This is a genomic window from Rubripirellula tenax (genome assembly GCF_007860125.1).
Lineage (GTDB): Bacteria > Planctomycetota > Planctomycetia > Pirellulales > Pirellulaceae > Rubripirellula > Rubripirellula tenax.
The window spans coordinates 355121-367346 of sequence record NZ_SJPW01000005.1 but is presented as its reverse complement, the minus strand read 5'-3'; the positions used below and the strand labels follow the sequence as shown (position 1 = coordinate 367346).

Genomic DNA, 12226 nt, shown 5'->3' with positions numbered 1-12226 from the left:
GGGAAGACGAGACTTGGGCGTGGCTAGTGGTGATCCAATAGAACGGTATGTTGGTTCCACTCACTCACACGCATCCGCACTCAGGAAACGCACCATGGAATCCGGACTCAAGCCACTCTCGGACGAAGAAGCCAAAGAATGCAAGTTGCTATTTGATCTGATGCGCGGGCATCTCGGGTTCGTGCCGAATTCGACTCGAACCATGGCCAGGCAACCGGCGATCCTGTGCAGCTTCACGTTGTTGGTCGGCAACATCCTGGGGCAAGCAAAGGATGCCCCAACGCCGTGGTGGCTGGGGCTGCGACTGGTCGTTCGCAACGTTGTTTGGACGATTCGCAATTTGAAGTCGCCGGATCGTTTGCCTCTTGCTTTGAAAAATCTGGTTGCGCATGTCACCAGTGGTGCCGCCGGATGTCGGTACTGTCAAGCTCACACGATCGGCGAAGCACGCGACCAAGGCGTCCCGATCGAGAAGCTAGAAGCGGTTTGGGAATTCCAACAGAGTGAGCTGTTCGACGAATCCGAAAAGGCGGCACTGCGGTTCGCGTTGGCTGCCGGTTCGGCACCCAACGCGGTGACGCCCCAGCATTTCCGAGATCTGCGCGAGCACTATAGCGAGAAGCAAATCGTGGAACTCGGCGCCGTCGTCGCGCTGTTCGGATTTCTCAATCGGTGGAACGATTCATTCGCGACCGAGTTGGAATCAGAGTCCGCCGAATTCGCTCAAAAGCATCTCGCCCCATCCGGCTGGACCATCGGTAAGCACAGCGTTTAGCCGCACGCGTCGCCAATGCGAACCACGTTTCACCTCGCAAGTGGTTATTCTTTTGAAGTTGAATTGCACCATCGCTCAAAGTTGTCCTCGCGGAGTCCGAAATGAAGTTCTATCTTGTTTTGCTGGCACTTGCACTTTCTGTCGCCGGAATCCGGAAGGCCGCTGCCACAGATCCTGACCGTCCCAACATTCTTTACTTTTATGTTGACGACATGGGCTGGGGTTCGATCGGTCCGAACGGACAGGCGGAACGGAAGGCTAGAGGGCTGCCCTATGTGCGGACGCCCAATTTGGATCGGCTTGCCGCGCAAGGTCTCAACTTCACTCGTGGCTACGGCTGTCACGTTTGTTCGCCGGCGCGTTCTTCGCAGCAAACGGGCTTTCACCAAGGCCACACCTTTGCTGATCGCAACGACCCGGACAACGCCAAGAAGGCCATCCGCGCGGCTGACATCACGATGGGCGATGCGTTGGCCGCTGCCGACTACGTTACGGGTTATTGGGGCAAGTGGGGGTACGGAGGATCGAAGGACCTGCAGAATCCGACACTTGATAATTTGCAAACATTGCCAACCTCGCACGGATATCAACACGTTGTCGCGGAGTTGCATCACGTCCGCGCGCACACGTTTTTCCAACCGACGCTGTGGACTGCGCCGGCGCCCGTGGGCTCGACGGGCGGTTTGTTTCTGGCGCCCAACTCGATGGCGAAGTATCAAAGCAGCAAGGCGTATCCAAGCACTCCCGCCCTTCAGAATCATCCCACCTATCCCGAGACCGCTTACTGTGATGACGTTTATGCGTTCGCGGCGCTAGATTTTGTTCATCAGGGCGGCCAGAACTACAACGAATCCGGACAGCCGTTCTTTGGCTTGCTCGCCGTGCAGATTCCGCATGGTCCGTTTGGTGAAATTGCGAAGCTTCCGGACTGGGACAATGCGTATGCCGATGACACGGATTTCGCGTCGTTGTCGGATCAGTCTAAGCAGTGGGCCGCAATGGTCACTCGGATCGATTCGCACTTCGGTAACATTTTGGCCGCCCTGGAAGATCCCAACAACGATGGTGACAAATCAGACTCTGTCGCCGACAACACGCTGGTTATTTTTCAATCGGATAACGGGGGTCCTGCCGGCAACAACGTCCGGGAACTCGGTGTCAACGGCGGCTTGAAGGGATTCAAGGGCAGTGTCTGGGAGGGCGGTATTCGTGTCCCACTGGTGATGCGTTGGCCGGCGAAGATCAACGAAAGTTCGAGCCTTAAGGTAGGTTCCAACACGGACATGGTTGTGGATGTTTCCGACTTGTTGCCCACATTCTGTGAACTGGCCGGTCAGCCCGTGCCGCTGGGGGTGGATGGTGTGTCTATCGCCCCTACGCTTCGTGGTGCTGGACAACAGCGGCACCGCGAATTCATCATCCACGAAGCCAGCGGTGGCCAGTCCATCATCCGCGGTAAGTTCAAGCTGGTTAGTGAAGGTTCGTCCAAAACAAAAAAGTCTGCGAAGGGAAACGGTAGCGGCGTCGGGCCTGTTTTGAGTCTCTTTGACCTGGAAGTTGATCGTGGCGAGTCGAACAATATCGCCGCCAAACATCCCGAACTCGTCAAAGAGCTGTCCACCCTGTTGATGGGCGAACGAGTCTATGAACCGAAGGGGTTCGCAAACACTTACCACCGCTGGACCGGCGACGACGGCGACAATGCGTCGGACGCCAGCAATTGGTCGGACTACGTTTATGCCAACGCGGGGATCACGTACGCGACCGACCGTGGAACGCCCCAGCTTTCATGGATTTCGCAAATCGTAAACACGGGCGATCTTTCCAACATGGTTCGTGTCGATGCCGACGTTGAATTCCTAGGACTCGAGATTCGAGGCAACTCGGCGACGAACGCCAAGCAATCCGTTGTCTTGAGTCCTGGGGTGAACCTGACCGGGCGAAACGAAATTCGTCTCGCTGCCCAATGCGATCTATTTATCGATGATGGAACGGTGTCTTCGCTACGCTGGATTGACGTCGGCTCGGATGCCAACCTAAACGGATCCGGCACGATCGACGCGACCGTTTATAACAGTGGCGTGGTCTCGGTTTCGGGAACAGGGCAACCTAGCCTGAAGGTCACAGGTGATCTTCATCAGTCGGCTGACGGCACGTTGAAGGTCTCGTTGGGGGACAACAATCGTCCTGGCCTTGTCGTCGACGGTGTTGCCGAACTTGACGGCGTGTTAGCGATTTCGATTGCGAATGGGGGTTCGCCATCGTCCGGCGATACGTACGCGATTGTGACGGCGGGTCGCATCGAAGGCCAGTTTGCTAACTCACACGGAACCGTTGTCGCCGCCGATGGAGCAATTTTTCGAATTCAGTACTCAGAAAATACCGTGACGTTGGTAGCAGAGTAGCACGGCCCCCTGGTCCAGGGGCCCGTGCAACTTTTTCTCACTTCGGAGGGGCCTCTCAGAACTCAGAGGACACCCCAACCACTGGCCGCCAGTTGAAAGTGGTAATATGGATGAAGGGATCTTGTTGAATGTCGAAAAACACGAATGTCAGCCACTGGATTGATTTGGTGAAGGCGGGTGATTCGGCCGCAGCGAATCAGATTTGGCAGCACTACTTTGACCGTCTTGTGCGTGCGGTTCGAGCCCGGTTATACGGGCAAAATCGAGCTGTCTCGGACGAAGAAGACATCGTTCTGAGTGTCTTCGACAGCTTCTACGTCGCCGCCGAAAAAGGGCGGTTTCCGGACTTGTCCGATCGGGACGATCTTTGGCGACTGTTGCTGCGGATGTCGGCAAGAAAGGTCGTCGACAAGCGCCGACGCGACAAGCGTCAACGACGTGGTGGCAACGTTCAGGTTCACTCCTTGGGCCAATCCGGCGATGATGGCAACCTGATCGAAGCGATCGGGGACGAGCCATCGCCTGAAATGGTTTTGATGATGCAGGAATCGGTTGCCGAGTTTTTTTCTCATTTAGGTGTCGGGCAGCTCAGCGATTTAGCGGGTGCCAAGTTAGAGGGATACTCCAACGCGGAACTTGCCGAGCGTTTTGGCTGCTCTGAGCGGACCATCGAGCGACGTCTGCACCTGATTCGAGAAAAATGTCACCAAGAAGTGTTCGAACATCATGAACATGCGTGGGAAAAAACTACCGATCGCAGCCCTGGAACGGATTGATGATCTGTGCGCCGATTTCGAACAGAAATGGCAATCTGGGGATCCGCCATCAATCGAATCGCTGATAAATTCGCTTGTCGACACAGAAGCTGCCGACGTATCGAGCCAGCGCGACGCGCTATTGGCAGAACTGATTGCGTTGGAGGTCGACTATCGACGACGTCGTGGCGAGGCACCGAGCGACCAGGAATACCTGGACCGGTTCCCTGCGGACGCGAAAGTCATTCACGATGCGATCAACGTGGGCGGCAAACCGACCGCCGCGTTTGCGCCCATGAGCGTCGCGCGGCTGGCTGAGTTGTTTCCATCGCTGCAGATCATTGAATTGATCGGAGCCGGGGGAATGGGGGCCGTCTATAAGGCACGTCAGCAAGGGTTGGACCGCGTCGTCGCGATCAAGATCCTGCCCGAAGAATTTGGTCATGACGTCAAATTTGCGCTGCGGTTCACACGGGAAGCACGCACGTTGGCGAAACTGAACCATCCCAATATTGTCGCCCTGTACGAATTCGGTCACGTCGCCGACACCTACTATTTCCTGATGGAGTACGTCGAAGGTTCGACGCTGCGCGCCGTCGTGAAAGCCGGCGAACTGACACCCCCGCACGCACTCGCGATCGTCCCTTATCTTTGCGACGCACTACAGTACGCGCATGACAAAGGCGTTGTACATCGCGACATCAAACCCGAAAACATTCTGTTGTCCGTCGATAGTTCGGTGAAGATCGCCGATTTCGGATTATCACGAATACTGGGAAACGAAAGCCAGCAGCAATCGCTAACCGGCACCCATCAAGTCATGGGCACGCCAAGGTACATGGCACCCGAACAATTTGAAGGGACACACAACGTCGACCACCGAGCCGACATCTATTCGCTGGGCGTCGTCATTTACGAAATGCTAACGGGTGAGCTTCCGATCGGCCGGTTTGCCGCGCCGTCAACGAAAGTCGAAATTGACGTCCGCCTGGATGACGTAGTGCTGCGTACGCTCGAGAAAGAGCCACAACGTCGCTACCAGAACGCCAGTCAGATCAAATCGGACGTGCAGTCGATCATGTCGACCCAGAATCGGAACCAGAATCGGAACCAAAATTCGAGCGACGATCCGGCCCTTGCCCCCACGGATGTTTACGATCCGAGTTCCGGCATCGCTTCCCGCTCAGCGAATCGGCAAGCCGCTGACGCAACGTTTGAACAGCAGGATCTGGCCGGACGTCTATTGCTGACGCGTCGCCAGTTGATGGATCGAGTCGAACAATCATTACGGCCGCTGGTTCGCGGACAAGTTTTGCAAATCCTATTTGGCGTGGCACTGATTGTTCTGGGCGCGCAGTGCTGGGCCCGAAACACGCATGTTCCCCATCGCCTTCTTAATGGACTGATCGTGCATGTCTATGGGCTGATCGTGATTTCACAAGCGGCGCTCGTCCTTACCCGACTAAGGCGTATTGACTACTCGAAACCGGTTGACGACATCCGCCGCAAATTGACCAGCACGCGATCGGGTTACCTGCGTGCGGGCGTCATCATCGGATTCGTGTGGTGGCTGATGTGGATTCCCGTTTGCGTTGCCATTGGGTTCGACGCAGTCGTGCTGTATCGAAATTCGCTGGTCCCTTCGCTTGTGATCGGAGTCGTCGGGTTTGCGGTCTCGGTATGGCTGTATTGGCGTGCGCTGAGGTCCGGCAACCCGTCCAGTGAAAGATGGCGAAGGAAGTTGTCTGGCGAAAGCATTGCCGCCGCCTATGTGGCACTGGATGAAATCGAAAATGCACAGATTCATTGAGCCGCCTGCAGGTCGCAGACTCGGCGATCTACATCGCTCGTTTGCCATTAAGGGTGCCGAATACAGACGCACATTGGCTGACAGAGTGGCGTTCTGTCGCGACACGGTGGTTCGGTCGCCGTCATTCGACGCCACCTTCGATCACGACCATTCGCGACTGGGGCGGTGACGCAGTCGGTTGGCTTCGTCGTCGTTAACAAACGTTTCGGTAGCGGGATCGAGGGTCAGCTTGCGACCGAGCATCCAGGCAAGGGCTGCCGCATGACAGGCGATGTGCGAACGGCGCATGACCGTCGGATTACAGACCGTTTGGGATCGGTCCTTGACACAGTCGAAGAAGTTTCTGGCATGCGCGGTGACATCCAATCCGCGGACTTGCTTGTCCTGTGTCATGTTCCTGGCCAAGTCCTCAGAGCTGACCACGATCTCACCACTGTCGCCTGTTTCGACCGAACCGTTGCTGCCCGTGAATCGAACGGGACACGTTCCCAGACGCGTGATCCAGCGGGGGCCGCGGTCACCGAACGGATCGGGAAGGAAATCCAGGATCAAGGGAACACCGTTGGCATAGGTACACGTGATGTTGTTCTCACTTGCTTGGTAAGTGACCGGCATCGTGTCGTCGGCTTGGTTGGCCCATTGGCATAGGTCCAATGTGTGGGCGCCCCAATCGAGCAGTCGCGCGCCGGAATCGAAGTCGTAATAACCACGCCAGCGGCCTTGCACGTATTTTTCGTTGTAGGGTCTCCATCGCGCCGGTCCCAGCCACAGGTTCCAATCACAGATCGCTGGATCGGGCGTCGGTTGCGCGGGCAACCAATTGTTATCGAGCGTCGGGACGTACACCGTCGCTTCCAATTTTTGCAACGATCCCAACGTTCCATCGTGAGCCATCTCGACGGCCCGGCGGAAATTGGGAACGCTCCGCCGCTGCGTGCCGGCTTGAAAGACTCGCCCGGTCCGCGCGAACGTGTCGGCCAGTTTTTGGCAATCGCCGATCGTGATGCCGCAGGGCTTTTCGCTGTACACATCCTTGCCCGCTTCGGCCGCCAACATCGATGCGGCGGCATGCCATCGGTCACCGGTGGCGACGATCACGGCGTCGATGTCGTCGCGTGCGAGAAGCTCACGAAAATCGCGGTACAGTTTGCAATCTTGATTGCCGTAATGATCGTCGACCAGTTTCTTGCCCGCATCGCGTCGAGATTGCTGGACGTCGGCAATGGCCACACATTGCACATCGCCAAGCTTCAGCATCGCAGTCAAGTCATACGTGCAACGAGGCCCGATGCCGATAACTCCCAGCGTGATCTTGTCGGACGGAGCAGGGGCGTCGCTTTGGGCGAATGCCTTGGCAGACACCAAGTACGGCGCCGCCGTTATCGCGGCCGCGGTCGTCAAGAATTGGCGACGCTGTGAGATCGAATGTTGCGACATAATGGTCGTCCTGAGACAGTGTGGGTGGGAATAATATCGAGAACGAGCGGAGTAAGGTGCGTGCTCGCCACGCACCCTACCTGAACTGAACTGGCGGCACGCGGCTTTGCCGTCGACTATTCTGCCGTCGTGATCGCGGCCGGGCGTGCGTAGTTGTAGTACACGGCGCCTTCGGGTTCGCCGGCGGAGTTGTAAAACCACGTTTGCACGAATGCGGGTCCCTTGGGAAGATTGTCGATTCGAAAGGGGATGCCGTCGGCGCCTGCTACAGCATCCTTTTTTTGGTCCGTATAAACATTGTCTCCGTTCCAGATCTTGATTCGCGCGCTGGCGACGTCGATCGCTTTGGGGACGCTCTTGCCGTCATAGACTTTTCCGCTCGGCGCGGTTGTAAGCGTTGACTCTTCTTCGACCTCTTTCGGCCAGCGGCGCAGATCAAAGTGGTACGATCCTGGCGTGGCAAAATCGACGGCAAGGAAACCGCTGCCCGTTGTTCCTTCAGCCACGATTTTATGATTCCACAATTCTTGGTTGTGAAAGTCGTGGCTGTTGAGTTGGGTGACTGGTTCCGCGGGATGACCAATCACGATGCGGGCGAATTCGTCTTGGCGTTCTGCTACTAACGCGTACCAATCTTCATAGGCTTGTTTGAGTTCCGCCACGACGTCGGCGTTGGCTGGATCTGCGATCAGATTTTTTGTCTGAGCTCGATCGGCTAGTACGTCCCAAAGCTCCCACTCGGATTTTGATCCGGACCGGGTCAGTCGCCACTTATGGACAATCGTATCGTCGTCCCATTCATCTTTTTTGACGGAGAGATTTCGGTACTTATCAAACTTTTCTCTCCGCATATTGCAGACGGTGACTTTTCTGTTTCGGAAATCTGAATCGGAATCGTTGCCCGCGTCGGCATCCAAGAAACTCTTAAAACTCTGGCCGTGCAATTTCAGTTTTTTTGGTCGGTTGGGGACGTCGTCTAAGCCAATCATGTCCATCAAAGTGGGCAGCCAATCCATGTGACACGTCAACGGAGTCACATCTCTTCCCCGTCCGTCGCCACCCAGGCCGCCTGCGGGCCAACGGACATAGCTGGGGACTCGCGTTCCGCCGTCAAAGTAAGAGATCTTTCCGCCCCGATACATGAATTCGCCGCTGCCGTTGTCGGTGAAGAAGATCAGGATGGTGTTGTCGGCGAGATTCTTCTCGTCAAGAAAGCTGACGAGTCGTCCCACGTTCTTATCAATGTTTTCGACCGTGGCTGGCTTGGAACTGAGTCCGCTTCGTGCATCTTCCGGTCCCTGGGGCCAGGGGCTGTGTGCGGCGGCGGTCGGCAAGTAGACGAAGAACGGCTTGTTGTTCTTCTGGTTTTCTTCCATGAACTCGAAGGCTCGATTGAACATCGAATTCGTCAGAAAGGCTCCTTTCAATCCGTCGTCTTCGTCCGTCATTTCGACCAAGGCGTCGTTCACCCAGTAGTGGGCGGCGTGATGCATGTTGCCCCAGTAATCGGGTTGCTGGCCGGCGCCACCGCCTTTGGTCCACGCAACATACTCGAAACCTCGATCTTTGGGGCGAAAGGGATAGTTGTCGCCCAGGTGCCACTTGCCAATCATTGCGGTGGCATATCCATTGTGCCGGAAGATGTCGGCCATCGTGATTTCATCGTTGCGAAGCAGACTTCGGCCAGCGATGGTGTGCCAAATCCCCGAGACGCTATTGGATCGGCCTGTCAGCGCAGCGGCGCGAGTCGGCGCGCAACTGGGAGAAACATGAAAGTCGGTCAGACGGACACTCGTTTCGGCCAATCGATCGATGTTGGGCGTTTGCGAAGTCGATTCTGGATTGTAGTAAGTAAACACCCCATGGCTTACGTCATCGGGCATGACGATGATGACGTTGGGTCTGTCATCGGCGACAACGTTTCCATAGAGTGTCAGGAGTGCAAAAACGGATGTGAACAGGGCCTTCATCGTTAGCCTTTCGATTTGCATTGCTAGAATTTCAAGTTGGTGCGGGGCAGGGCGTTGCTTAGACCAGACCGGAACTGATTGCGTCGCGTGCTTCCGCCGATAGCGAGGCGATCATGGACGTCAATCGATTTTCCAGTTGGGACATGACGGGATCGACTTGGCCTCGCGGGGGTTTGTCGGGCGAAACGCGAATCGGCGCGTCGCATTGGATCACGACCTTCAGTGGCACCTCGACGTTTGCGCGGCCGAAGAACGATTCTTGCATCCGCTGGATTGTTTCGACGATGCGTGTGTCGGTGACGTCGGCGGCCATCAGATATCCGTCGGGATAGGACATCAATTCTTGTGCCAAGTCGGCGGCCGCGGCGTCATGTTGAAGCGAGGAGATGTCGTGCGTGTCGGCGCTGAACCGTCCAGAGACAACGGCATTGCGGATCGCTCGAACACGGCTGCGGACATCGGCGTTTTCGTTCGCGATTGCCAGTCGTGATTCGCTTGCCGCCAAAACGTGCTCGATCAGGCCATCACGTCGACTGGGTAAGTCGCCCGAACGAACGCCGCCGAAGTATTCGATCTCTTTGAGCGACAACAGGGCTTCGGCCAACCGTATCGTTCGCTGCAAAATGGATCGGCTGGCCAGTGGACGCCATCCGAGATGCAATTCGAGTTGCCTCAGTTGTTCGTCGGCCCAGTCCCGCGCGCCGCTGGTGCACAGATACTTCATCGCCACCGGGTGCATGACCAACTGACCGCCGGATTCTTTTTCACGTCGTTTTGCTGCTGATCGAGCAATGAACGCGACACCTTCGAGTAACGGCTTGAGTACATCGTTGGTTCGGTTGGTGGTTCCTTCGGGGAACAGAATCAGCGGTCGTTCGGCCTTGGTCAAAATTCCGATCGCGGCTTCTAACGATGCACGGTCGCTGGATTCGCGATTGATACTGAACCCGCCCATTTTTTGAATCGCGAACGCGTCAAATTTGCTTTTGGCGAACAAGTGCCATGACGCCATCGCGTGAACGTGGCATCCGAGTTGTCTGGCCGGCCATCCCAAGACCAACGGATCGGCGTATCGACAATGGTTGGGCGCCAACAGAATTGCGTCGCCTCGTTTTAGAGACGCGTCCCAGTGTTCGAGCCCGCGACATTCGTATGCGACGACGCCTTCGGCCTTCTTCAGATACCAGTCGACGATGCGAAACGTTTGGATGAACGAGGGCCACCAATCACCACGATGAGGTGGCACAAATTGGTAAGGGCGATCCAGAACAACGGTCATGTACGTTTAGCTCGTGACCCGCGCGAGAAAGAACCCGATCGCCAACGCGATGATGAACAGGGCCGTCACCAACGCACCGATCAATATGGGGTCAAGTCCTTTGTTGACTTGCGATGGTCTTCGTCGTCCGCTGCCTGAACCCGAATCTTCATGGACATCCGATGTCGACGTCGATCGCATGGCGGGGCGACCCACGGATGAAATACTGCCTGATATTGGGTTGGAGGCCGAGCCTCGTTGGGCGACATTGGAGCTGGGGCGATAGCCCGATTCGAGTTGCAGATCAAGGAAGCTGCCGTCGATCAAGTCCGGCCGTTGCTTCACATCCACCAAACGTCCGCTATCACTGGCGCTGATTCCATTGCCGCGGATCAACTCGCTGCGAGCGCTGGCAAGTGTGTCATCGTTCTTGTTGGTGATCGTGTCACCTTGGCCCACGGATGAACGCTGTAGATCATCCAGCGAAATCGAAGACGACCCCGCGCCGTCGAAGTTCGGTCGAGCTCCCATCCCTGCGGTGACTGTCGAACCTTTGGGGACCGCCATTGCAAACTTCGTAAGTACTTCGGCAACTTCGCTGGCGGACTGATAGCGGTACTTCGGATCCTTCTGGATCATCTTGACACATATGCCTTCCAGTTCGCCTGGGCAATCGGATCTGAGTTGACGAATCGATGTCGGCATTTCAGTTTGATGCTTGGCGATCCGTTGAGCGAGCGTCCCGTCACTGAATGGAGGTTTGGCGGTCAGCAAAAAGTACAACGTGCAACCGAGTCCGTAGATGTCGGCGCGATGATCGACTTGGTGACTGTTGAGCGCTTGTTCGGGGGCCAGGTAGTCAGCCGTGCCCAGTACGTTCTCGTTGTTTGCAATGGTCAACGATTCGTCGTCGCCGGCCGTCACCAGTGCCAAACCCATGTCCAACAACCGGACGCCGCCGACGGGATCGATCAAGAGGTTGGCTGGTTTCACGTCGCGGTGAATGACGCCACGTTCGTGGGCGTGAGCGAGGCCCCGCGCGGCTTGCGAGATGACTTCGGCGGCGGTGGAGAAATCCATCGCACCGTCACGCTTGACGAGCTGCTGTAGATCGAGCCCGTCGACGTACTCCATCACGATGTAGTGGACATCGCCTTCGTTGTCGATGTCGTACGCCATCACGATGTTGGGATGATTCAGCGACGCGATCGCTTTGGCTTCCAATTGAAACCGAGCCAAGTAGGTTGCGTCGCGAACGCGGCTCTTAGGCAAAACTTTGATCGCCCGTTTGTCGCCCATGCGAACGTGTTCGGCCAGATACACGCTGCTCATGCCGCCGGTGCCGATGTGGCCGAGCAGTTTGTATTTCCCTAAAAAGAAGCCCTTGTATTTGCCCGCAAGCAACTTCTCGATATGCCACGCCGTCAGCAAACCTTCTTTCTTGAAGATTCCCGCAAGTTTTTTCGGGTTCGACGGGAGTCCGCCGTCTAACTTCTCGCGCACCTTCACGACCAGGCGGTCGGAAACCTTGGCGTCCACGAGCCCGCTTTTAGCGACGATTTCGAGGAATCTTTGCGAGGTGAGCTGTTGCTGCGACATGGGCTGCCGACCGTGACCCCATGGAGAGTAAAATGAAGTTGTGAGAAGATAACAGGTTTGGATGGGGTGGTTAAGCTTTATTGCATCGGTAAACAAAAATCCGTTGCTTCCGCTCCGGCGATGCGTCCCCCGTCACGACGCTGCAAGTTCACCCACGGCTCCCTTAGTCTAATCGTAAGAGTGTGTTCTTGCGAAGCATTTCCGCCACTCAATCTTA

8 protein-coding genes are annotated in these 12226 nt (G+C 56.3%); 4 read left to right on the top strand and 4 right to left on the bottom strand.

All coding sequences use genetic code 11. The annotated features are described in order from the left end of the window. Positions 1-94 precede the first annotated feature (94 nt). The 4 genes from Poly51_RS19760 (at position 95) to Poly51_RS19745 (ending at position 5745) form a co-directional block, all read left to right on the top strand. Positions 95-775, top strand: a complete 681-nt coding sequence (locus Poly51_RS19760) for a carboxymuconolactone decarboxylase family protein (RefSeq protein ID WP_146459507.1) — start codon at positions 95-97, stop codon at positions 773-775. A gap of 101 nt (positions 776-876) precedes the next feature. Then, the gene (locus tag Poly51_RS19755; RefSeq protein WP_146459506.1) at positions 877-3180 is read left to right on the top strand and encodes a sulfatase-like hydrolase/transferase; all 2304 of its coding nucleotides are present in this window, start codon (positions 877-879) and stop codon (positions 3178-3180) included. A 128-nt stretch (positions 3181-3308) separates the two neighbouring features. Beyond that, positions 3309-3956, top strand: a complete 648-nt coding sequence (locus Poly51_RS19750; RefSeq protein WP_146459505.1) for an ECF-type sigma factor — start codon at positions 3309-3311, stop codon at positions 3954-3956. Beyond that, the gene (locus Poly51_RS19745) at positions 3907-5745 is read left to right on the top strand and encodes a serine/threonine-protein kinase (protein WP_390621794.1); all 1839 of its coding nucleotides are present in this window, start codon (positions 3907-3909) and stop codon (positions 5743-5745) included. The genes Poly51_RS19750 and Poly51_RS19745 overlap by 50 nt, the downstream gene beginning before the upstream one ends. Before the next feature lie 141 nt (positions 5746-5886). Here the strand turns inward: Poly51_RS19745 and Poly51_RS19740 are convergent, their stop codons facing one another. The 4 genes from Poly51_RS19740 to Poly51_RS19725 all read right to left on the bottom strand — a co-directional run bounded on the left by Poly51_RS19740 (position 5887) and on the right by Poly51_RS19725 (position 11949). Next, positions 5887-7167, bottom strand: a complete 1281-nt coding sequence (locus Poly51_RS19740) for a Gfo/Idh/MocA family protein (RefSeq protein ID WP_146459795.1) — start codon at positions 7165-7167, stop codon at positions 5887-5889. Between the two features lie 131 nt (positions 7168-7298). Next, positions 7299-9173, bottom strand: a complete 1875-nt coding sequence (locus Poly51_RS19735; protein ID WP_146459504.1) for a sulfatase-like hydrolase/transferase — start codon at positions 9171-9173, stop codon at positions 7299-7301. Between the two features lie 37 nt (positions 9174-9210). Further along, positions 9211-10431, bottom strand: a complete 1221-nt coding sequence (locus Poly51_RS19730) for a lysophospholipid acyltransferase family protein (protein WP_146459503.1) — start codon at positions 10429-10431, stop codon at positions 9211-9213. A 6-nt stretch (positions 10432-10437) separates the two neighbouring features. After that, positions 10438-11949, bottom strand: coding sequence for a serine/threonine protein kinase (locus tag Poly51_RS19725; RefSeq protein WP_246114623.1), 1512 nt, complete (start codon positions 11947-11949; stop codon positions 10438-10440). Positions 11950-12226: the final 277 nt, after the last annotated feature.

What these genes read in the sequence shown, in the direction of transcription:
- Poly51_RS19750 (WP_146459505.1), top strand. Translation starts at nt 3,309, where the DNA reads ATGTCGAAAAACACGAATGTCAGCCACTGGATTGATTTGGTGAAGGCG.
- Poly51_RS19755 (WP_146459506.1), top strand. Translation starts at nt 877, where the DNA reads ATGAAGTTCTATCTTGTTTTGCTGGCACTTGCACTTTCTGTCGCCGGA.
- Poly51_RS19760 (WP_146459507.1), top strand. Translation starts at nt 95, where the DNA reads ATGGAATCCGGACTCAAGCCACTCTCGGACGAAGAAGCCAAAGAATGC.
- Poly51_RS19730 (WP_146459503.1), bottom strand. Translation starts at nt 10,431, where the DNA reads ATGACCGTTGTTCTGGATCGCCCTTACCAATTTGTGCCACCTCATCGT.
- Poly51_RS19735 (WP_146459504.1), bottom strand. Translation starts at nt 9,173, where the DNA reads ATGCAAATCGAAAGGCTAACGATGAAGGCCCTGTTCACATCCGTTTTT.
- Poly51_RS19745 (WP_390621794.1), top strand. Translation starts at nt 3,907, where the DNA reads ATGAACATGCGTGGGAAAAAACTACCGATCGCAGCCCTGGAACGGATT.